The sequence below is a fragment of the Spirosoma koreense genome (genome assembly GCF_054777875.1).
On the sequence record NZ_BAAHAC010000029.1, the window covers coordinates 515,091 to 538,066 of the forward strand.

The window sequence follows — 22,976 nt, forward strand, 5'->3', positions numbered from 1 at the left end:
ATGTTCGTCAGTTAAGTAACTGCTAATCTAAAACAAATTCTTCTTTCCAGTTGTCTTTTTCCTGCCATTCGGGCTGCTGCCGCTTATCGAACAGGAAATTTCCAACGACCAGATAATCCATTTCAGTACGCATAAAGCACCGGTAGGCATCGTCGGGCGTCGACACGATCGGTTCGCCCCGTACGTTGAAACTGGTGTTGACAATAACCCCGTAACCCGTCAGCTTCTTGAACGAATCGATCAGCTGATAGTACCGGGGATTGGTGTCTTTGTGCACCGTCTGAATTCGGGCCGAATAATCGATGTGTGTGATCGAAGGCAGATCGGACCGCTGGTAGTATAGTTTCTCGCGCAACGGAAAGCTCGCGTAATCGGCGGGCACCGGCGTCCGGCGTTTTTCGGCTACCGGATGGACCAGCAGCATGTAAGGCGAAATACCGTCGTAATCGAAATATTCAGCGCAGTCTTCGGCCAGCACCGACGGAGCAAACGGTCGGAACGATTCCCGGTATTTAATTTTCAGATTGAGTTTCTTCTGCATCTCGGCATTTCGCGGATCGCCCAGAATACTGCGGCCACCCAGTGCCCGTGGCCCAAATTCCATACGCCCCTGCACCCAGCCTACCACGTTTCCTTCGGCCAGGAGTTTGGCCGTTTCGTGACTCAGTTCTTCAAAATTGGCAAAGTGTTGACCAACGGCTTTGTATTTGACCGCCATCAGCTCGACATCCAGATCGGAGAAGGTTGGTCCCAGGTAAGACCCGCGCATAGCATCGCGCTCGGTGGTTACGATCCGCTCTTTCCCGAAATAAATGTGGTAGGCAGCCAGCGCAGCCCCCAGCGCTCCACCGGCGTCTCCGGCAGCGGGCTGAATAAAGATATCTTTGAAAAGACCGGCCGCCTGCAGTTTCCCGTTCGATACGCAGTTGAGCGCCACGCCCCCCGCCATCACCAGCGCATCGGCATTGGTCAGGCGTTTGGCTTCGCGCCCCATATTCAGCACCACTTCTTCGGTCAGTTGCTGAATGGCCAGCCCCAGGTTACAGTGGTAGTCTTTCAGCTCATCTTCGGGCTGGCGCTTCGGAAAGCCAAATAACTGCCCCCATTTGCCTTCGTCTACCATTTTCAGACCGGTAGCATAATCGAAATAGTCCTGATTCAGCCAGACCGACCCATCGGGTCGCAGCTCGACCAGGTTTTCTTTGATCAACTTGATATACCGCTCGATATCCGGCGAATGTGGGTCGCCGTAGGGAGCCAGACCCATCAGTTTATACTCGCCGGAGTTTACACGGAAGCCGAGGAAATACGTAAAGGCGGAATATAAGAGCCCCAGCGAATGCGGAAACCGCATTTCTTTCAGTATCGAAATGTTCTTCCCTTCGCCCAGGCCAATAGAAGCTGTCGCCCACTCTCCTACTCCGTCGATGGTCAGAATAGCAGCTCGTTCGAACGGTGACGGATAAAAGGCGCTGGCCCCGTGCGAAAGGTGGTGCTCCGGAAACAATAATTTAACCTTGCGCGACGAATCATAACCTATCTTTTCCAGCTCTTCGCGGATCAATCGCTTCAGAAATAGTTTTTCTTTGAGCCAAACCGGTATCGACATCAGAAACGACCGGAGCCCTTTTGGTGCGAAAGCGTAGTAGGTTTCCAGCAGCCGCTCAAATTTGAGCAACGGTTTATCGTAGAAAACGATGGCATCAAGCTTGTTGATGTCCGTACCGCTGTACTGGAGACAGTACTTGATGGCCTGTGCGGGAAAACCCGGATCGTGCTTTTTACGGGTGAAACGCTCCTCCTGAGCTGCCGCAACGATGCGACCATCTTCAATCAACGCAGCTGCCGAATCGTGGTAAAAAGCAGAAATACCTAGTATGGTCATGGACTGTTATGCTGACAAACAGGGTCAAAAGTAACGGTTTTTTCTGGCAAACATAGAACGGTGCGGACTATGACTTAGCTACTGGTCTACTAAGGGTCCTTAACCAGGCTAGGTCATGCGCTATGAAAATAAACTATCTTTGGCCGTTTTTCAGCCATTGTTATTTGTCTTCCTGTGAAACTGGCAGCTATTGATATCGGTTCTAACGCAGCGCGGCTGCAAATTTCGACGGTCTTGCACAACGATGATATCGTTAGTTTCAAGCGTGTCGAATACGTTCGTTTTCCGCTCCGGCTCGGCCACGATGTGTTTAATTTCGGAGCCTTAACTACTGAGAGTGAAGCCCGTACGACCAAGCTCATGCAGGCCTATAAACTCCTGATGGAACTGCATGAGATCGAAGGGTACATGGCTTGTGCGACCTCGGCCATGCGTGAATCATCCAATGGTCATGACATCGCTAAACGAATCGAAGCCTCAACGGGAATAAAAATTCACATCATCGACGGTCAGAAAGAAGCCGAGCTGATCAATAATGTGGTCGTCCAGGCGCTGGACGACCGCCAATACCTGCACATCGATGTGGGCGGAGGCAGCACCGAGCTAAATATGTATGTCAATCGGCAGAAAATAGCCTCCAAATCTTTCAAGATTGGTTCGGTCCGGTTGCTGGAAGGCAAAGAAACGAAGGGAGCCTGGCGAAAAATTGAAGACTGGGTCGAAGATCATGTCGATGCCTCGCAGGGCATTACGGCGGTCGGTACGGGGGGCAACATCAGCAAACTGTTCAACTTAGCCTCGAAAACGTCGGAGACCGAAACGACCCGGTCAGAAATCGAGCGGATCCGTAATTACATTGCCAGCTTTAGTCAGGAAGACCGAATCAACAAACTTCGCCTGAATGCCGACCGGGCTGACGTGATCGTACCGGCCGCCGACATCTACATCTCCGTAATGAAGTGGGCCGGCGCAACGACCATCGTGGTTCCTGACCTGGGCCTAAAAGATGGCATTATCCAGCTCGTTTACAGCCAGCTAAAGCGTTGCAAACCTCCGTTCTGACGACCATAACAGGTTATAGCCTTTTGTGCCAATACAGGCCTTCGCCGTCTGTTGTTCCAACCTTTTGCCAGCCTGGCTTTTTCTTCAACGAACCTGAACACGTTCAGCAGCAATCGTCGGGGCCGTTTTATGTGCTCACCGCCCTGAATACCCATACGGGCCTGGCCGAAGCACGGTGTAGTTTTTTTGCCGATTCCGACAAAGTCGTCAGCCCAATGGCAGCTCCCTTCGGTTCCATTGAATTTACAGGAGCCCTGCCCGATGCGGTGCTGGATCAGTTCCTGAATACGCTGATCGAAACGGTCCAGACAAGCGGGCGTGTCAGCAGCCTTCGGCTCGTGAATTACCCACAGTGCTACGCGCCCGAACAAGTAGCCCGACTATCGGTGAAATTATCCGAGCGGGGATTCCAGCTCGTCGGGACAAACCCAACGTTTTTTCTACCGATCACAGACATTTCCTTCGAGGCAGTCGTCGTACCTGCCGAGCGCCGGCGACTGCGCAAATGTCGAAAAGCAGGGTTCCAGGTAGCTCATGGGCCATTACCTGCTGTTGCGACCGTTGTGAATTTCATTGGAGAAACACGGCAATTTCAGGGATATCCGCTAACTATCCATCCAGATTACCTAACAGATTTGTTAAGGCGATTTTCAGAGCACTTTTTAGTCTTTAGCGTTTGGGATGGGTCCCGGTTAGCCGCCTTGACGATAGCCATACGGGTGCGGCAAGATATCCTGTATACATTCCTGCCAGCTACTCACCCCGATTACCAGCGTTTCAGCCCGATGGTCATGCTGCTCGATGGCTTGTTTGTTTATTGTCAGCAGCACCGGATTCAGTTGCTCGATTTAGGAACAGCGCTCGATGAAAATGGTCAGCCGAAGCCTGGCCTGATGCGGTTCAAACGAAATGTAGGCGCGCAGGAATCTCCCAAACTGGTTTTCGAGAAGCGTTTCCGGAGGTGATAAGCCCCATGTTTTTGCGTAATTTTGCCGGATCAATCGTTCGTATTTCCATGCTCGAAACGCTCTTTAACGCTATTGCAGCTTTCTTTTCCAACCTGATTGCATCGGTCTTGTCGCTGGCCAAAGTGCTGATCCGGTCGCGGTGGCAGGTTCAATTACCGGCTCGGGAAAAAGCCCGCTGTTCGGTACTTGGAAACGGCCCTTCGCTGAACGATTCGCTGGCCAACCACCTCGACTTCCTGCAGGAAACCGAACTGATATGCGTCAATGGATTTGCGATCACCGATTATTTTACACGGCTTCGTCCGGCCAATTATATTCTGGCCGATCCAAACGCGTTTACGTTTCACGACGCAACGACCGGGCGCGAAGACCTGCATCAAATTCTAAAAGCGATGATTACCCAGGTCGACTGGCCGATGCGCCTGTTCGTTCCGAGCTTTGCCAAAGGATCTTATTTTATTCGGCAGATCGAAGCGGGTAATTCACGTGTCGAACTTATTTACTTCAATCCGACCGTCGTGCGAGGGTTCAGGTGGTTCTGTTATTGGCTGTACAAAGCGAACCTGGGTATGCCACAGGCGCAGACGGTTATCGTAACGGCTTTGTTTCTGATGATCAATCGCCGGTTCGATGAGATTTTTTTATTTGGTGCCGACACGTCCTGGCACGAACAAATTCGCGTCAGCGACACGAATCAACTGGAAATTAAGCAGGTACACTTTTACGATAAACCAAAAGACGTGGCGTTCATGCCCGTTTACAGTGATGCGCACCGTACGCAGACCTTCACAATGGCGAGTCAGTTTCTATCCTTGCATAAAGTATTTCGTGGTTACGAAATTCTGCGCAACTACGCCGATTATCGGAAAGTTCGGGTTCTGAATGCCAGCAGCAAAAGCTACATCGATGCCCTCGAACGGGTTGTAATCAGTCAGCCAATTGACCAGCCGACGAACAAGTAAGGCAGAACGAATTGAATAAAAGAAAGCCAGATAACCGAAGTCGTCTGGCTTTCTTTCGAAGAATCAAAAATTGGCTGACTTATTGATTAAAATACTCGACTTTGTTAACCACTGCATTGTTGGTCAATTCCTGCTCACCCTGATCACCAACAACGATAGAACTTATAGTCATTATTCCTACAGTAGCACCTGGATTGAGCGTCCCATTCAGACCAATCGACATTTGTCCCCCAGCCGCCATTGGTTGCTTAGAGGTTAAAACGTAGTAGCTAGGCTGTGAGCTATCGAAGTCCCATAAGCTATTCTGAACAGGGCGCCCTCCTATTGAAATTTCGGCTGGATTAAAGCTTAGATTAAGCTTGGAGTCGCGCGAGATCTTGATAGTAATAGTACCGTTCGTCGCTACCGAATTCAATTCAAATACATCCACCACTACGCTGACAGGAGCAACCCCATTTACCGTAGAAGGTCTGGCAAAGATCGCTGCCGTTAAATCCGTCTTAGGAGCGGCAACTACAATTGATGTAGTGCTATTATCGTTGAAGTCCTGATTACCCGCCGTTACGGCTCCCTGGAAACCCAACGTAGCCGTAACGATTCCTGCATTACCGGGTGTATCGAGAATATCGCCCTGAACTGTTATAAGAAATGAACTACAGTTCGAATTCGATAAGGCAACGGCATTCGATAAGGTCATTGTCTTACCACTATTAGCTAGGATCGTAAAGTCGGTCAGTGGGCTACCGTCTAAAGTGGTTACACCTAGAATGGTTACGTTTGAACCGACCGAGATCTGAGGATTGAGTTTACCAACAGGGGCAGTAACGTTACCAGGGTCTGTGTTGCAGATATCAACCTGGATACTACTGGTTCCATAAAGCGGTAATGTTGCCGGTGTACTCAGGACATTTATTGAGACATCTTGTGCCTTAGCGGTGGTCATTGCCAGTAGACATCCTAACCCAACCGATAAATATATATGGAGAATGTGAAAATTTTTCATGCTGTTTTTGATTGGATTGACAATTCAAGCCTAAACAGAGATTAGGTTTAGTTTACTCAGGGATAAGCACTTATTTTTCTCGCCCGGTGAAAGCCCCATAGATTAGCCGACGAAATACTTATCTCCGACACAACCTGTTTAGTAGCATAATCGATCTCTACAATTTTTCCGCCTTGACCATTCGTATTTGGAACTTGATAACCCGGACTAAATACAACATGGTTAGCAGTGGGTAAAAATTGTGCACTACTAACAATTGCAGAATAGGTATCCGCCCCCCGATCTTTTCCGTACGTCCATATTTGCTGAACAGTTTTGTTTCCAGAGTCAATTTTATATCTCACTACTCGGCTATATTTTGACGTAACTGATGGATTAAACTCCCGAACCGTACCATTATCGAACATCATCCAATCACCATTAGGTAAATGACTTATGTTATGCTGATACCAGTTCCATTCGAAATCAGGGGCAATTGTCGTACCATCGATGATTCCTGCATCGGAAATTAGATTTCCATTAGCGTCAAGAGGCTTTAATAAAAATTGTGTTAAATCCTCTCCTCTGCGATTTGTGGTCCAGCCTTTATGAGCAGCCAGAATCCATTTAACATTGTTATTATAATCTAATTTTACTATCCCCTGCGACCGACCCGATACGACAATCGTATTATCGGTAGAATCATACATAACCGCATTCCCGTGAAACCAGTCATTGGCTTGTTGAATAACATCTTGCGTAACACTATACCGGGTTTCATCAAGTGATTCTTTCAAATCCCAAACGGTTAGAAGATTACCATTTTGGCGATCAATTTCAATAACAAAATCTTCAACAGTCGGACTTACCCCATCTTTGTAGGTGCTACCCGGTTTAGTAGCATTTAGCAGAAAGTTTCCGTTAGGCTTTTCGTGAACTTCATGGTGAAATACATAGCCAGATAATCCCCAGTTGTTGATCAATTTACCAAGTAGATCAACTTCATATATCATTGGCGTTGTCGTACTACCAAAGTAGAAGTTACCGTTTCTCAAACGACTAATGCCATCGTCATAACTTAGTGTATTTAACTGAGGATGGTTTCGAAAATCCAGTATCCATCTGATATCGCCATAATTATCCAGAAAATAAGGGCTTGATGGCTTTCCTGTGCCTATATTACTAAAGCTGCTCACCAGAATTAACCCCGGTGCAACATTAGCTTCGTCAAAGGGAGCTGCTACAATTGATGTCGGCAAGGGAATACCGCTTGACAAAGGAGCGGTCTGAATGGTAATAGAACTCTTAGCCAACGTATCACCCCCTGCACTGACTATACGCACGTCTACCGTGTTTGCATAGTTTGCGTACAGACCAATTAGTGGTATAGAATGCTGCAGACCGATATCATTGAATGTATGTTCGACATTGGTGATCTTACCATGCTTTCCACGCACACGGATGTACGTTTTTCCTAACGCAGATACCGAAAAGTTGACCAGGGCAGATAAAGGAGCATATCCATAAGGGTCTAATTTTATGGAGTCTGCCGAAATTGAGAACAGTAAGGGAGAAACCACATTCGTAGCATTCACTTTGAAGCCAGTAATGTTATTGGATGCCTCCCCTTCTCCACCTGAATTAGCGGCTATAGAAACCGTAACATTTTGCTGTGTATTCTCAGGAATATCCGCTCTGCGAGCAATACGAAAGCCGACCACTTTACGGCTCCTGGCGCTTATAGCCGTCCCTGCCTTACTCGTAACACTAATGTAGTGATCTGTCTCCAGAAAATCCCACTCACCGTTGGTAGTAGCCATACCAGGATATACATCCGCATTTCCACTCGAGGTAGAATAAGTGATCATAAAGGCGGATGGCTTGAAAACCTTAAAGCTGATAACTCCATTGGTTGCAACACTATTGATTTCATTGATCATGACCGAGAAATCACGTGTAACGCCCACCGATGCTGTGCTAAAATTCAGATCATTCATCAGGATGGTAGGCGCCAGATCAGGTACCGCTGCTTTCCTCAGAGAAGTGCGCTCTGGGGGGGAAGATCGCTTGGTGGGCGCTACGTGAGCCGCTGCATCCGCTTTTCTTGATGCGTTACCGCTCTTATACTTGGTCTGGGCCTGGCTAATTATAGTAGCCGGAAGCAAGCAGAAAAAGATAAAGATTCGTTTTTTCATAAATCAGAACAAAGCGTTTAACTTATACCACTTAATAGATAATTTCCTGCAATTAAAGATAATTTTTTATAATATAAATACTAGTAGTCACTGTTTTCACATATAGATGTAATATTCATTATTTCTTATGATCATACATGTTTGATAATAAGAGTTTTCCCAAAAACTTACCTACGCTAGTAAATGCAATAAAACAGATATGCCTTGCTGAGTGTCCTTTTGGTGCCATCAACCTAAGTGAAACCCTGTGCGCCTGTTTCACCTGACTGCTGTTTACCCTTGATTTAATTAGTCGATGCGCTTGTAAACGACATTTTTGTTCGTAAGTGGATTGGATTTTGCCGGATGAATGGCGACGTTTGCCTCGTTTTTACCAGCTGATTTCCTCCTGATGAACGATCCGCAACTTACCCAGCTGTTTCCAGCTGAAGACCAGATTCCAGCCGAATACCGAATCGAACCCATCCACCAGCGTGAATACCTGCTAAATGGTGAAATGAAATCCTGGGATGGCCCTGTTTCTGAAGTTTATTCGCCCGTATGTATTCCCGATCAGCAGGGGGTGCTACAGCGTCAGTTGGTGGGTAGTTTTCCCGTAACTGGCCCTCAGCAGGCGCTCGAAGCACTCGAAGCCGCTTATATAGCTTATAACAATGGCCGGGGTGAATGGCCCCAGATGGCCGTTGCGGACCGCATCGGCTGTATGGAAACCTTTGTAGGCAAGATGATCGAGCAGAAAAAACTGGTCGTGAATCTGATCATGTGGGAAATTGGCAAAAACCTCGCCGACGCTACCAAAGAGTTCGACCGGACCGTAACCTATATCTACGACACCATCGATACACTAAAGACTATGGACCGGAATTCGTCCCGGTTCCGGATTGAAGAAGGAATTATTGGTCAAATTCGGCGATCACCGCTGGGCGTCGTTCTGGCGATGGGTCCGTTCAACTACCCACTCAACGAAACTTACACTACGCTTATTCCGGCCATTCTGATGGGGAACACGATTCTCTTCAAGACACCCAAACATGGCTCACTGCTGCACTACCCGCTCCTGGAAGCGTTTCGAACCAGTTTTCCGAAGGGCGTTGTCAATTCGCTCTACGGGCGCGGAGCCGATGTCATTCCGCCGGTCATGCAGTCGGGGAAAGTTAATGTGCTGACCCTGATCGGTTCCAGCCGCGTGGCAGACCAGTTGCAGCGTCAGCACCCGAAACTAAACCGGCTCCGGTCGATCATGAGTCTCGATGCTAAGAACGCGGCCATCATCCTGCCCGACGCCGATCTGGATGTGGCCGTCAAAGAATGCCTGTTGGGTACGCTGTCGTTCAACGGCCAGCGCTGCACAGCCATTAAAATCATTTGGGTTCACCGATCCGTAGCTGATTCGTTTCTGAGCAAGTTCGGCCCGGAAGTCAGCAAGCTGAAACCAGGGATGCCCTGGGGCAGCGGGGTGCAGATTACCCCCTTACCCGAACCCGGCAAGCCCGATTACCTGACCGATTGCATTCGTGATGCCGAATCCGGCGGAGCTACGGTTATCAACGAAGGCGGGGGCAGTGTAGCCGGCTCGCTATTTAAACCGGCGGTCGTTTATCCGGTTAAGGAAGGCATGAAGCTTTACCGCGAAGAGCAGTTTGGTCCGGTCATTCCGGTAGTGGCTTACGACGATGTCGAAGAGTTCATCGACTACCTTATTACAGACGACCACGGTATGCAGGCCAGTATTTTTGGTACCGACACCGATGCCATATCCCGATTAATCGATCCGTTGGTCAATCTGGTGAGCCGGGTCAATATCAATGCACAATGCCAACGCGGACCAGATACTTTTCCGTTTACAGGACGTAAAGACTCGGCGGAGGGAACCCTTTCCGTAGAAGATGCGCTGCGGTCGTTCTCGATCCGGTCGGCGGTGGCCACCAAAGATACTCTTGCCAATAAGCAAATTCTCAACGATATCGTGGGGCATCATAAATCCGAATTCCTCAGTACCAATTTTATCTTTTAACTAACGCGGTCTATCCCGGTCCTCAAAGAAACGTCGACTGGGATGGACCGCGTTATGCCTATGCTCAGCGCTAGCAAAGTTTCTAAATCCTACACCGACGTGGCCGCCGTCCGGAATGTGTCGCTGACGCTGGAGTCAGGCCGGATTATGGCACTGGTTGGCGCCAGTGGTTCGGGAAAAAGTACCCTGCTCCATTTGCTGGCAGGGCTGGCCGACGCTGATGCGGGTGAGATACGGCTCAATAATAAACGCCTGCCGGGCCCATCGGAGGTACTGGTTCCGGGTCACGACGACATTCGGCTGGTGCATCAGGAATACCAGTTGATGCCCAATGTGTCGGTGCGGGAAAACATCGCTTACGCGCTCCGTTTTTTTGAGAAAGCTTACCGGGAATTTCGCGTCGATGAATTGTTAAAGCTCTGCCGCTTAACCCACGTTCAGGACCGAATCCCGCGGCAGGTGTCGGGCGGAGAAAAACAGCGCACTGCCATTGCCCGCGCTATTGCCGACAAACCCGCGGTGTTGCTGCTCGATGAACCGTTCAGCCATCTCGATTTACCCAATCGACTTATCGTACGGGATCTGCTGTTCGACCTGGTCCGCCACGAGCAGACGTCCTGCCTTTTTGTAACACATGATGCTACAGACGCTCTTTCCATTGCCGATACGCTGGGCATTTTGTGCGACGGAAAACTGATCCAGGAAGGAAACCCCGTAGAGGTATACCGATACCCACGCACGGCCTATGCCGCCCGTATGACCGGCCCCGTCAATCTTTTCAAAGCGAAGCAACTAGCCGTCTTCGGCCTGGCTGATGCGTATCAGCCCGACGAACTGCTTTGTCTGCGTCCGGAGCAGATTCAGTGGAGCGATACTGGTATATCAGGTGTAGTGCGTGCTGTTTATTTTAAGGGGAGCCACTACGAAATCGATCTGGACGTCGCACGGTATCTCTCGCTACGTTTCCTGACCACCCGCACAGACATTTGGCCGGAGCAACGAGTAAGCGTAACCCTGGATGAAAGTGCCATCCGACGATTGAAAAACTAACTTTCCATAACCATTCGGAATCGCGTCGGTTGTTTCAGTAACCAATCAACGATACAAGATGAATGTCAACGATAAACCAGAAGATCCCGGCCAGGATGAACCAAATGGAACGGGCGACTTTTTAGTCGGCGAAAAAACGGAGAATGTAAAACCGACGGGCGTCGACGATAAATCGACGGGCATGGGAGAAGGAGACAGCGACTATCTTGGTTTAACCAACCGGGATGACAACGAAGAATAAAAAGCCATGATCAGTCGATAGCTACCAGTTGCCGATAGCTATCGACTGATCATCACAGCAACCGCTTGATGAGTTGCTCAACCGAAATCCCTTCGGCTTCCGCCTTAAAATTCCGAACGACACGGTGGCGCAGAATGGGCATCGCTACCGCTCTGACATCTTCAATATCGGGCGAATATTTTCCTGTCAACAGGGCATTGCACTTAGCGGCCAGAATCAGCGCCTGCGAGGCCCGGGGCCCTGCTCCCCACTCCAGGTATTGATTGGCATCTGGTGCCGCCATATCGGTGTTGGGTCGGGTTTTGTGCACGAGTTTGACGGCATATTCGACCACATTGTCGACAACCGGCACCCGCCGTACCAACTGCTGAAAATCCCGAATCTCTTCTCCCGTAATCACCCGCTTAACATCGTAGCGATTGTCGGACGTGGTATTCTTCACGATATCCAGCTCTGACTGATAAGATGGATAATCGAGGTAAATGTTGAACATGAACCGGTCCAGCTGCGCTTCGGGCAATGGGTAGGTACCCTCCTGCTCAATGGGGTTTTGCGTAGCCAGCACGAAGAATGGGCGGCCCAGGTTATACTTCTGCCCAGCAATCGTAACGGCGTATTCCTGCATTGCTTCCAGCAGGGCCGACTGCGTTTTGGGCGGGGTCCGGTTGATCTCGTCGGCCAGGATAATATTGGCAAAAACGGGGCCTTTGATGAATTTGAAATTCCGCTCCTGATCGAGGGTTTCCGAGCCGAGAATATCCGACGGCATCAGGTCGGGGGTAAACTGAATCCGATTGAAATCGAGGTCCAGGGCACTGGCGATAGTTTGAATCAGCAATGTCTTGGCCAATCCCGGTACCCCCACCAACAGGCAGTGGCCCTGGCAGAAGATGGCCGTTAGCAGCAATCGGACGGTTTCATCCTGGCCGATCACTACTTTGGCGATTTCATTTTTTAACTTTTGATAGGAATTGGTAAGGGCTTCTGCAGCCGCGACATCCGATGAGTAAGGCACAGTTTCTTTAATTAAAAATGAAGAATGATGAATGTAGAATAGGAGTGAAAAGCAAACTATTCAAAACTCTTCACTCTTCATTCTTCATTCATTACTGCCAAGCGTAGCAGCGCTGTTTTGAGTCGTGCCGAATATACGACAATTATGAAATTCAGGGTCAACGGTAATGTAGACGTCGGCCACCGATTTTCGGAACCAGTCGTCGATAGCACGATTCTTCTTATTTTGCTGCACGATCGTCTGCAGCTTTTCGAAATCCTTGCTGAAATCGGCCGTGTGGGGTGCCTGTTTGCTCTTGAAATACAAGATACGCATGGCGCTTTTTCCGTCTTCGGTCCGATACGGCAGCGGTTTTGAAACAGAACCGACCTGCATAGTATCGAGCATCTGAAACAGGGCGTACTCCATCGTTCCGTCCATCGCCATCCGGCTGCCCCCCGACTGCGCATCACGCAGCAATCCTCCGGCGTCGGCGGTATTCTTATCTTCGGAATAATCCTTGGCGGCTTTGTCGAACTTCAGCGAATCGATTTGAATCAGATTCCGGAGGCTATCCAGGTATTTTGTCGGTCCCGTCAGATCCAGTCGGTTGTAATCGGGTCGCAGCAAAATGTGCCGGGCGTGGTATTCGGCCCCCCGGGTTTCGATGAGCTGAATCAGGTGCAATCCAAAATCCGACTCCACAACGTCCGACAATTCGTTGGGTTTCAGCTTCAGCGCAGCTCCTTCGAATGGTGCCACCATCATGCCTCGTTTGGCAAAACCCAGGTCACCCCCTTTCTCCGCCGACCCGACGTCCTCGGAATTTTCTTTGGCCAGCTTGGCAAAATCTTCGCCATTCTCAATCCGCTTTTTCAGGTCCTGCAGGCGCTGACGTAAGGCTTCTTTCTGCTCTTTCGTGGGTTTGGCAAAGCGTACAATTTGCCCCACTTCCACTTCAGCGGGCATGTAGGGCAGGCTATCTTTCGGAATGGCATCGAAGAATTTACGCACATCGCGGGGCGTTACCTTCACGTCGTTCGTTATTTTGCTTTGCATTTTCTGAACGATTTTCTGGTCTTTCACCTGCTGCCGAAGTTCACTCTTGAGCATTTCCAGGCTCTTGCCATACGCTTCGATGATGTTTTTCTCCGAACCGAACTGCTGCGCCATGTACTGCATCCGCTGATCGAGTTCGTTATCGACCAGCTTCTCCTCTACGACCACCGAGTCGATCTCCGCTTTAGCCAGCATCATTTTGTTGATGACCAGGCTCTCCAGTAGCTGGCATTTTTGTGGGGGGGTCTGATTCTGCCCTACGTACGACTGGTACGCTTCTTCCAGATCGGACCGAAGTACGTAGTAATTATCGACCTTCGCGATTATTTTGTTCAGGCTAATGCCCTGCCCCTGTCCAAACGTTGGCGCAGCCAGGAAGCAGCCGACCAAAACAGCGAGCACATTGCTAATTACTTTTTTCATGTTATAAATATACGCACAGAACGGCTAGCGGTCTGGGTTTTAAGCATTTTTAAGAGGGTTAATTAGGCAAATGGCTTACGATCATTGAAAAAACGATTCCCCTGTCTTCCAAAGTGCGCTTGCCGGCCAATCTTACTTGGCTAGTCGTCTGATTTCTTCTTCGTTGACTTTTACCGGATACTTTTGCCGAAGCTGTGCCAGCCACTGCTTTTCGAGCATTCCCTGATAATCGTTAATGACCGATCCGCGGGCTTCGGCGAACGTTTTTGGCCGGGCGGGTTCGATCCGCTCGATGATCACGGCAACGGCTTTATTGTCTCGCCGGAATGTCGATGTGCCTGCTTGCCAGGGGTTAACGCTATCCAGATAAGCATTGCTTCCTTTGGCAAACACACCTTCCGTAATCACAATGGCCGGCTCGCCCGAAGGCAGCGGATGTCGACTATTGATAACTTTGGCTACGTCGTCTTTCGCCGTGCTGAAGTACTGAAACGTTACGTTTCGCTGGGCCTCTCTGTTCGCCCCCGGCCGTGCTCCCTGGTAATCTTTTTCCATGATTCGGCTGAGGGAAACGCCATTTTTTTGTAAGTACCGCACCACGGACCGAATGCGTCCGGCCGAAACAGAATCCCGCTCCGTCGGGTCGTGCGAACTACTAACTTCCACTACGTAACCCGGATTACGCATCATGACTACCAGCACATCGAATAAGCTTTCGCTCAGCGCGGGTGTCAGAGCCGTTTGGTTTTTGACAAAGCTCAACGCGGGTGCCGACCGGCGAAGCTGATACGGTGGCCGGCCCGCCAGCAGGGCTGTCGCCTGTTTCAGCAGGCTGTCGTGCTGAGCGACGATCAGGGTAGCAACGGCCCGATCGGGAAACTGGTAGCTCGCTTTGTGCTGCTCGAAATACTGCCGCTGGCCTGTGGAGTCGATCATCGACCGCTCCCAGACGTTTTGCTCCATCATCTGCGAGAGCAACACCCCGTCGCGAATTTCGCTCAGCAACGCCCGAAACTCGGGCGATTTTTTATCCAGATTTGATTCTTCCATGTTAATCAACTGATCGCCGACGAATCGGTCGAACAACCGCTGCATCACCACTTTTGGCGCTCCCGTACTCATTGTACCCATAGCTGCGGATGCGGACGTCATGCCTGGATTACGCGGAGGCTGTTGCCGCTGACGGACATAGTCGAAGAACTGGTTGACCGTATAGGGTCGACTGGCGATCGTAACGATGGGCTTGTTTTGCAGCGTCGGATTGAGCGGCTCGGTATACTTCCATTGACCGCGCAGTAAGCTACTGTCGGCGGTAGCCAGCGCACTTTCCAGCATCGCCCTGTCTTCGCGCACGGCGTATTCTTTCTGGAGTCGCTGGATGGTAGCCAGCCGGAGCACTTCGGCCCGCGTATCGGTCGTTACCCGCTGGCGCAGTGAGGCCGCCATAGTCGTATACGACTCCAGTTCTTTGCGCTCGATGAGTTTAATGATGTGCCAGCCATAGTTAGTGCGTACCGGTTTCGAGTACTCACCGGGTTTGGTCAGCGAGAAAGCGGCATCTTCAAAAGCAGGTACCCAGCTGCCTGGCTGAAAAGTAGGAAGGACGCCCCCGTTCCCTCGGGATGTCGCGTCGTCCGATACGTCGCGGCAGACGGCCTCAAACGATTCTCCTTTCTGCAGACGTGCATAAGCCGCGTCGATCCGGGATTTGGCGGCTTTCTGACCAGCGTCGTCGGCTCCTGGGCTCATGCGCACCATGATGTGTGCAACGCGGACCCGCCCCCGGCTGGGCCGTCGGGTGTTCACTTTGACCAGATGATAGCCGAACCGGGTTCGAACCGGTTGCGAAACACCACCGATCGGGGTTGTGTAAGCGGCTGTCTCCAGCGGATAGACGATGCTGAAAGCGCTGATGTAACCCAGATTTCCTCCTGTCTGGGCCGTGGTCACATCTTTCGAGTGCTCCTGAGCCAGCTTAGCGAAATCTTCGCCATTGAGAGCCAGTTTGCGCAGGGATTGCGCGGTCTGGTAAGCGGCTAATGTATCGGCGGGCAACGCATCCTCGGCTACCGGGATCAGTATGTGTGAGGCATTGACTTCTTCCTGCATCCGCTGGTACGCTTCGGCCGCCAGCGATTCGATCAGGACTTTATCGGTCAGGTACGACTGCGCCAGTTGTTTCCGATACGTTTTCATTTCCTCCCGAAACGCTTCCGTCGTGTCGCGCCCTTCGGCTTCGGCCGCTAGTACTTTCAATTTCAGGTTCGTGTACAGATCGAAATACTCTTTTACATCGGTTCGCTGGGACGAATCGGAAGAAAGCTGATTTTTGGTAAATGACTGAAAAAAATCGTCGGTCGAGAAATCTTTCGTACCCAGTGTCAGGATAATGGGCTGTGGGGGCGTTTGCTGAACAACCGGCGCGGCCGTTTTGCAGGCCCATAGGACCGTTGCCAGCAAGAGTCCACCTAGGAGTTGGCGCATAGCGTCTGAAATGGTGATTTTAACGTAAACATGAAACAGCATCGGTAGCAAAAACATTCGTTTCCGACCTGGTGTCTTTGCCATAAGGAACGATCGATCAGGGGAGTTATTGGCGGCCAGGTCGTACAGAGAATGTTTTTAACAGAACGTCATAAGTCAGATGATACAGGAAAGCATCCTGCATGTTTTTACCACTAAATACGGCGGGGACCTGAATAAAGCGTTGCTTTTTCTGCCGTAAGGCCGCTTCGTATAGCTCCACACTGCTTTGTCCCAGCAGATCGTCCGTGTCGAATTTATCGGCCAGTTGCAGTCCGATTCCCGAAGCGACTAACCCCGCCGACACGTATTTCAGGGGCGTCAGCACTTCGGTGGCCGTCAGCAACAACCCAACCGGCACGGCTACGATATTATGAACCTTCTGAATTTTGGCCAGGGTTTGCTTCGCCTGACTGTAATCGTCGACTTCGATCAGCACCAGCGAGGCCACGATTTTTCCGTTTTTGGGTATCGGCAGTTGAATCGGTTTAGCCACAGTCGTCCCGGCGACATTCCGTTCAGATGGCTGGCTATCGGGGATTTGAAGGTCCAGTTTTTGACCTTTTTTCACCGGTTCGACTCCCCAGCCGCCATTTACAACCCCAACCGGTTTGTTCTGGGCGTCATAGCTCGTCAGTGTATACGCGAGCATGACTTCATCACGGCCGCTAATGGTTTCTTCCAGGTTTTCAGCCATCAACGAACGGGGCACTAGTTCCGCCACTAGCGCCGGTTGCCGGGCACATCCCGTTAGCACCAGCCACAAAGCCAGTAGCTGACAAAACCTATGTTTCCCCCTGCGGAACAGCATACGACTCTTTAGTCGCTGCCTATCATGGTCATTCATACGAATCAGTTAAATCCTGTCGGGTTGCCGCTGCGGTTCAGACCGCCGGTTCCTGCTGGCTCAGGCAATGAAAACTGCCCAACCCCCAAACTATATCCGTCGAATCGATGCCAATGACTTTACGGTCCGGAAAGCACGAACCGATGATATCCAGGGCGGGCTGGTCTTTCACGCAACGAAACGTTGGGACGATAACGGCACCGTTCGTAATCAGGAAATTCGCGTACGAAGCGGGCAGCCGCAGTCCGTCACTTACAACCGGGTCGGGCATGGGCAGTTCTACGATGGTCAATTGTTTCCCATTCAGTAGCCGCATGGCCTTCAGCTCGTGGTGAATTTCCTGCAAGAACGGATAGTTCGCGTCATTCTTATCCGGCTCATAAGCAGCTACGACGGTGTCTTCGCTAACGAACCGGACGGTGTCATCAATATGGCCGTCGGTGTCGTCGCCAACGATTCCCTCCTCGACCCAGAGTACCTGCTGAACCCCATAATAATCACACAGATACTGCTCGATGTCGGCCTGAGTCAGGTGCGCATTGCGGTTTTGGTTCAACAGACAGGCCCGGCTGGTCAGCACCGTTCCGGCACCGTTGAACTCAACCGAACCGCCTTCCATGATGATTCCCCCAGTGGATGCTGCCGGCGTTACGTACGGTAATTGTCGATAATTGGCAATTTCGACCGGAATCAGGTCATCCCGATCATAGGGCGGGTATTTGCCTCCCCACGCATTATAGCCCCAATTGACGATCATGCGCTCTTTTTTCGCCGGATTGATCAGAAATGCGGGTCCGTGATCGCGGCACCAGGAATCGTTTGTGGGATGGGGCAGCAGCGTAATCCGGCTCATATCAGTACCCGCAGCCAGCAACCGCAGTTTTGCTGCCTGCATCACGATCTCATTGTGTGCGTTGATGCAAACGTGCTCACTCTCGCTGATCGCTTTGATAAAGTCTATATAAGCCGGAAACATCAGTTCCTGCCGTTCAGCTGTCCAGGAAGCCTCGGTATGTGGCCAGCTAAGCCAGGTTGCTACGTGTGGATGCCACTCGGCAGGAAAGAAAAAGCCCTCGCGGGCGGGAATAAACGACATGGATGTTTTCAGGGTTGACAACGTATTGGGCACAAAGGTACGGCAACGAAGGGAATCTTACTGGATCAGCGACCGGACCTTCTCCACCGTCAGTTCCGTGAAGTCAGCTACAATAAGTGATACGCCCATACCGGCCAATTCCTCGCGTGTGTGGGTGGTAGCCAGCGCAACCACCTTCATGCCCGCCCGAAGACCCGCTTCGATTCCGGCAAACGCATCTTCGAACACCACACACTTCGCTGGTTCAATGCCTACCCGTTCAGCCGCCGTCAGGTAAATTTCCGGATCAGGCTTACCGCGGTGAATCATGCTGGCGTCCACAATGGCGTCGAAATAAGGGCGTAATGGCAGGCCGTCGAGCGTAAAATGCACGTTGCTTTCCGGAGCTGACGTCCCCACGGCCAGCCGTACGTGCTGTGCTTTCAGGGCGTCCAGAAAAGCCAGCAAACCCGGAGCGGGTGCAAGGTGGGACCGGTATAGCTCCCGGTAAATGGCTTCCTTTTCTTCGGTCAGCACAATCAGTTCGCCGGGCGAAACAGGTCGCTGAAACACGTACGCCATCGCATCTGCCGAGACGTGACCGTTGATGTTCTCCACGTATTGCTCTTTCGTCAGCGGTCGGTCGTGCTTCTGCGCAAATTGCAGCCAGGCATTAACATGAAAATCGGTATTGTCGACTAAAACCCCGTCCATATCGAACAGAGCTGCCCACGAGGGGGTAGCAGAATGTGTATCTTGCATAAGCAGTAAAATACAGAGCCGCAATTCCTTGCGGCTCCCATCAGATTAGCGTAAACGATACAAAGAAAGCAGATTGCCGCTTATATCGGTTTGCTGGGGGGGATTACAGGCGGAATTTCCAGCAAGGTATCCCCCGCCAGAATAGCCGCTTCGTGAAGCAGCTCGGTAGCGGCCAACTCGTCGGTCACCTCCTCGATATACTCATCCAACGTCTCTATGCCTTCGGTAGTCGTCAGCGAAGGAGACTGCATACCCAGAAGAAATCGACCGACGTACAATAAGCTCAGCGAAAAACGGAGTTCGGGTAAGACGCGATCGTGCCGGGTATGGAGTTCAGTTTGCATAACACCCTGACAACATCAGCCACCCGTATTTGGGTTCGGCCAGTATCTATAATGTCTTGATCTTGATATTTCGGTAGTAAATAGGGGCACCGGCGTGTTTTCCCTGCAAACCGATGTATCCATGCAGTGGTAGGTCAGCGGGTGGTTTGCTAAGCCAGGCCGGCACTTCGGAACCATCGGGATTGGTTTTAGTGGACGTAAATTTAGCCAGGTCGATGGTATTGATCAGTTCGTTGTTCAGAACGACGTAAATAATTTTCCCCTGGCAGGTGATGGTATAGCGGTTCCACTCATCCGTTTTTTTTACGACTCGTTGTTTAATCGGTGCCTGATGCCCAAAAAAAGCGCCACACTGCCAGTTTTTGGGCGATTCAGCCCATTTCGGAGCATAATCGTCGGCAATCTGAATTTCTACCGAGTTCGGAATCCAATTAGCGGTATCGCTGGCATGAACAACCACGCCACTGTTGGTTCCATCGGCCGTTTTGAAGAGTAAATCCAGGATAAAATCATCGTACGGAACAGCTGACCAGATCGCTTTATCTTCTGTAGCCGTCAGCACCCCGCCATCGTCTACGCTCCAGACGCCTTTCGGGTAAGACGCTTCGGACAGATCGGAGCCGAACAACGACTTCCAGCCGGGTCCACTTGGATTCGGGTGACCTTTCGGGGGAGACACGGGCGGTGCCGTCTGTGCTGCTAGCGGATAAGTCAGGATTAAGGCGAATAGGAACAGTAGCCAGGTTTTCATCGGTTTTAATCGGATTTTCATCATAAAGATAACGACCGACACGATTTTCTCATCGTTGCCGGTCGTTAGGCTGAAGTAAACAGGGGTATAGGAATTGTCAGGGTAAGCTATTGGGCACTTGTCACTTTGCGAAGTTGATAAACTAATTTCTCGAGCAGGCGGCTGTCTTCAGTGACAATTTCGGCAGAAGCACTCATGCCGGATTTAAAGGATAGCTTTTTACTGTATGTTGTCTTCAAACCGGCGGGCAAGATAAGAATACATTGTCTTTCAGAGGAATGTCAGCAATTGTCGAAATATAAATAAAGTTTATGTCTTTGGACGTAATACTCTTCACTCAACTTCTTAGAGTCAGACGTTTCAGCCCGACAAGGCACATACTATGAGGCTAAAAAGTCAACATAATTAATGGTAGACGGGCGCGAAAAGTCTACAAAAAACTTCCGTCTTTCCATTTTTCAATACAATGGTAAATTATAAATAAACTTGTTTTTTAGTGGGACTTTTTCACCCGATTTATTTTGAGCAACAAGGAAAACTTGCAATTCATAGCGATCCCCAGGCTGAGCCATTGAGTGAAAAACATTCATCGGCTCAACTCCTCCAGGTTGCCATATAGTAAAAGCTGTGAATTTATTATAGCGAAACAAAGTAACCTTTGCTTCACTAATCATAAGTTTGGCATAATACTTTTTTACACTAATAGATGATGTGTCAAAAGAAAAAGAAAACTCTCTAAGCTTTATATCTTTCCTAACGCCAGTCCAATCATTAATTAAATTATGATCAGCATAAATCTGTACATCATCTAATTCATTGAGTAGCTCAATTGCCTCATTGATTTCATTTTGTCCAAAGCTGTAATGAGCTAAAAATAAGAATCCAACAATTGGAATTAAAATCAAGTATTTCTTCATAGCTATTTATTGATGATATATACAAAGTTTAACGAAACTACCCCTATAAGTGTACGACTCCTGAATGATTACGAGCCTATTCTCCTCCTAACACGAAGACAAACGACAAAGCGCACAAGCCACTGCTGGATGAGGAAGAAAAGACGATTGAGTTGTAAAACAGCCTATGTCGAATTTCTAAATCTTTTTATCGAATACACACAAACCGTCTGGCAAAAATACGTCAACGGCACTGTCCGCTAGCCCGGCAAATTCCTGACATACAAAACTCTATCAACAAAAAGGCCCTTACCATTCAGAATGGTAAGGGCCTTTTTGTTAAAACTACACTTATTAAACGCCTGGATACCCTGGGTTCTGCGGACGCAGGTTAGGGTTGTTCAGCAGTTCCTGTTTCCCGATCGGGAACAACAGGTGTTTCTCCTGCAAAGCCTGCTTCGAGCTTGGGTTGACGTGCCCTACGAAGTTATCGAATCCGTTGGTGGATTCGTTATAAACTTTCCGCAAACGAACCATGTCGAACCAGGTGATCTGCTCATAGCACAGCTCATGCCACCGCTCCCGCCAGACGGCCTCCCGGAAACTAGCCTGTGTGTACGAACTCAATGCGGGGGTGGTCAGACCCGCCCGGTCCCGAATGCGTTTGAAAGCGTCGTAAGCAGCCTGCGTTGGTGCACCTAACTCATTCTGGGCTTCGGCATACATTAACAATACTTCTGCATACCGTATTTGCGGTACGTTCAGGTTATTGAGACGGGACCCAGCCACACCCGACGTACCATTGGCTGTCCGGTTGAAGTGCTTGAAAATGTAGGGGCCACCCAGATCGAACGGAGCGCCGTTACCGTTGGTGAAATAGGTGGTATAGAAATACCCCTGATCTTTAGCCCGTAAATCCCCTTTTTCGTAAGAGTTGTAAAAAGCCAGGGTAGGCACTGTGCTGCCTGTACCCGACGGACCGTTATAGGTAACGGGCTTAAAGTTCGGGTACATATTGTCCATTGGATTGCCCGCTACCAGCGTATTGTACTGAAGCATAAACAAATGCTCGACGCGGTTTTTGGTGCTTTCCTTGTGCACATCCTCGTAGGTCGTAAACAAGTTGATCGTCGTCGGATTGGCATTCGCATACGTAATGATTTCAAACGCTTTGTCAGCGGCCAACTTATAATACGCTGCGCCTTTGTTCAGAGGTTGTCCAGCCATAGTCAGGTACACACGGGCCAGTTGCGCTTTTACGGCGGCCAGATTGGCGCGACCACTAACATCCATCCAGGCCAAACCAGCCGCTTCGGCAGCCGTCAGGTCTTCGATAATTAGCTTATAAATGTCTTCCTGAGATGACCGTTTCGGATAAAAATCCTCTGAAGTGGCCGACTGTGGTTTAACAATCAGCGGAGCATCTCCCCAAAGGCGAACGATATTGAAATAAGCCGTCGCCCGCAGGAATCGCGTTTCACCCAGAATTTTCGTTTTCAAAGCGGCATCCATCGGAGTAATGCCAGGTATTTTGTCAAGCGCCTGATTTGCCTGAGCCACAACGCGATACCAGCCATTCCAATAGTTAACGATGTGCTGGGTGTTGCCATCATATACTAACCCATACAGGTTATTCAAATCAGAGTTCTGAGCTGTTTCTGTCGTCGACGTACCCGTAGGGGCTTCAAGCATTTGCCAGTTCGACGAAAAGATACCGGAACCATCGCCCATAAACCGGAGGTTGTCATAAACAGCGGCCAGAGCGGCTTCGGCATGGTCAGGAATCGTATAGAAATTATCGGGTGTCAGGTTCGAGGGCGCCTTCTCTACCAGAAAATCCTTACAACCAATAGGACCAAGCAGCATCGCTCCGCCGAGCAACACCTTGCCTACTTGTTTTGCTACTATATGCTTCATTGTGAATTTCTTTTGAATACGGTTGA

The 22,976-nt window shown here is 50.1% G+C and carries 19 protein-coding genes; 6 read left to right on the forward strand and 13 right to left on the reverse strand.

What is annotated here, in order from left to right:
- Nucleotides 1-22 precede the first annotated feature (22 nt).
- Nucleotides 23-1,885 (reverse strand): carbamoyltransferase family protein, encoded by a 1,863-nt coding sequence (locus tag ACYVC2_RS30020; protein ID WP_461108971.1) that lies wholly within the window; start codon nt 1,883-1,885, stop codon nt 23-25.
- Between the two features lie 174 nt (nt 1,886-2,059).
- On the opposite strand from ACYVC2_RS30020, the gene ACYVC2_RS30025 reads away from it, so the two are divergent.
- Genes ACYVC2_RS30025 through ACYVC2_RS30035 form a run of 3 tightly spaced genes read left to right on the forward strand, consistent with a single transcriptional unit; the run spans nt 2,060 to nt 4,877 of the window.
- Entirely contained in the window at nt 2,060-2,947 is an 888-nt protein-coding gene (locus ACYVC2_RS30025; protein WP_461108973.1) for a Ppx/GppA phosphatase family protein, read from the forward strand.
- A complete protein-coding gene (locus ACYVC2_RS30030) occupies nt 2,929-3,912 on the forward strand; it encodes a GNAT family N-acetyltransferase (RefSeq protein WP_461108975.1) in 984 nt (327 codons plus the stop codon). The genes ACYVC2_RS30025 and ACYVC2_RS30030 overlap by 19 nt, the downstream gene beginning before the upstream one ends.
- Nucleotides 3,913-3,920: 8 nt before the next feature.
- Nucleotides 3,921-4,877 (forward strand): hypothetical protein, encoded by a 957-nt coding sequence (locus tag ACYVC2_RS30035; RefSeq protein WP_461108977.1) that lies wholly within the window; start codon nt 3,921-3,923, stop codon nt 4,875-4,877.
- A gap of 79 nt (nt 4,878-4,956) precedes the next feature.
- Here ACYVC2_RS30035 and ACYVC2_RS30040 read toward each other — a convergent pair whose 3' ends face one another.
- On the reverse strand, nt 4,957-5,880 hold the full coding sequence (locus tag ACYVC2_RS30040; RefSeq protein WP_461108979.1) for a hypothetical protein: 924 nt from the start codon (nt 5,878-5,880) through the stop codon (nt 4,957-4,959).
- A 56-nt stretch (nt 5,881-5,936) separates the two neighbouring features.
- Nucleotides 5,937-8,054, reverse strand: coding sequence for an aryl-sulfate sulfotransferase (locus ACYVC2_RS30045; RefSeq protein ID WP_461108981.1), 2,118 nt, complete (start codon nt 8,052-8,054; stop codon nt 5,937-5,939).
- Between the two features lie 391 nt (nt 8,055-8,445).
- Here ACYVC2_RS30045 and ACYVC2_RS30050 point away from each other — a divergent pair, with 391 nt between their 5' ends.
- Genes ACYVC2_RS30050 through ACYVC2_RS30060 form a run of 3 tightly spaced genes read left to right on the forward strand, consistent with a single transcriptional unit; the run spans nt 8,446 to nt 11,359 of the window.
- A complete protein-coding gene (locus ACYVC2_RS30050; protein ID WP_461109736.1) occupies nt 8,446-10,068 on the forward strand; it encodes an NADP-dependent glyceraldehyde-3-phosphate dehydrogenase in 1,623 nt (540 codons plus the stop codon).
- Between the two features lie 60 nt (nt 10,069-10,128).
- On the forward strand, nt 10,129-11,118 hold the full coding sequence (locus ACYVC2_RS30055; protein ID WP_461108983.1) for an ABC transporter ATP-binding protein: 990 nt from the start codon (nt 10,129-10,131) through the stop codon (nt 11,116-11,118).
- 58 nt (nt 11,119-11,176) lie between these two features.
- Nucleotides 11,177-11,359: a hypothetical protein gene (locus ACYVC2_RS30060; protein WP_461108985.1), complete on the forward strand. Its 183-nt coding sequence runs from the start codon at nt 11,177-11,179 to the stop codon at nt 11,357-11,359.
- A gap of 52 nt (nt 11,360-11,411) precedes the next feature.
- Here ACYVC2_RS30060 and ACYVC2_RS30065 read toward each other — a convergent pair whose 3' ends face one another.
- The 10 genes from ACYVC2_RS30065 to ACYVC2_RS30110 form a co-directional block, all read right to left on the reverse strand.
- Nucleotides 11,412-12,374, reverse strand: coding sequence for an AAA family ATPase (locus ACYVC2_RS30065; RefSeq protein WP_461108987.1), 963 nt, complete (start codon nt 12,372-12,374; stop codon nt 11,412-11,414).
- Between the two features lie 84 nt (nt 12,375-12,458).
- Entirely contained in the window at nt 12,459-13,835 is a 1,377-nt protein-coding gene (locus ACYVC2_RS30070) for a peptidylprolyl isomerase (protein WP_461108989.1), read from the reverse strand.
- A 132-nt stretch (nt 13,836-13,967) separates the two neighbouring features.
- Nucleotides 13,968-16,319 (reverse strand): peptidylprolyl isomerase, encoded by a 2,352-nt coding sequence (locus ACYVC2_RS30075; RefSeq protein WP_461108991.1) that lies wholly within the window; start codon nt 16,317-16,319, stop codon nt 13,968-13,970.
- A gap of 106 nt (nt 16,320-16,425) precedes the next feature.
- The gene (locus ACYVC2_RS30080; RefSeq protein ID WP_461108993.1) at nt 16,426-17,205 is read right to left on the reverse strand and encodes a hypothetical protein; all 780 of its coding nucleotides are present in this window, start codon (nt 17,203-17,205) and stop codon (nt 16,426-16,428) included.
- Between the two features lie 37 nt (nt 17,206-17,242).
- Nucleotides 17,243-18,301, reverse strand: a complete 1,059-nt coding sequence (locus ACYVC2_RS30085) for an agmatine deiminase family protein (RefSeq protein ID WP_461108995.1) — start codon at nt 18,299-18,301, stop codon at nt 17,243-17,245.
- 57 nt (nt 18,302-18,358) lie between these two features.
- Nucleotides 18,359-19,042: an HAD family hydrolase gene (locus tag ACYVC2_RS30090; protein ID WP_461108997.1), complete on the reverse strand. Its 684-nt coding sequence runs from the start codon at nt 19,040-19,042 to the stop codon at nt 18,359-18,361.
- A gap of 80 nt (nt 19,043-19,122) precedes the next feature.
- Nucleotides 19,123-19,386 (reverse strand): hypothetical protein, encoded by a 264-nt coding sequence (locus tag ACYVC2_RS30095; protein ID WP_461108999.1) that lies wholly within the window; start codon nt 19,384-19,386, stop codon nt 19,123-19,125.
- A 46-nt stretch (nt 19,387-19,432) separates the two neighbouring features.
- Nucleotides 19,433-20,137, reverse strand: a complete 705-nt coding sequence (locus ACYVC2_RS30100) for a 3-keto-disaccharide hydrolase (protein ID WP_461109001.1) — start codon at nt 20,135-20,137, stop codon at nt 19,433-19,435.
- Nucleotides 20,138-20,595: 458 nt separating this feature from the next.
- Entirely contained in the window at nt 20,596-21,054 is a 459-nt protein-coding gene (locus ACYVC2_RS30105; protein ID WP_461109003.1) for a hypothetical protein, read from the reverse strand.
- 333 nt (nt 21,055-21,387) lie between these two features.
- The gene (locus ACYVC2_RS30110) at nt 21,388-22,950 is read right to left on the reverse strand and encodes a RagB/SusD family nutrient uptake outer membrane protein (protein WP_461109005.1); all 1,563 of its coding nucleotides are present in this window, start codon (nt 22,948-22,950) and stop codon (nt 21,388-21,390) included.
- Between the last annotated feature and the right edge of the window lie 26 nt (nt 22,951-22,976).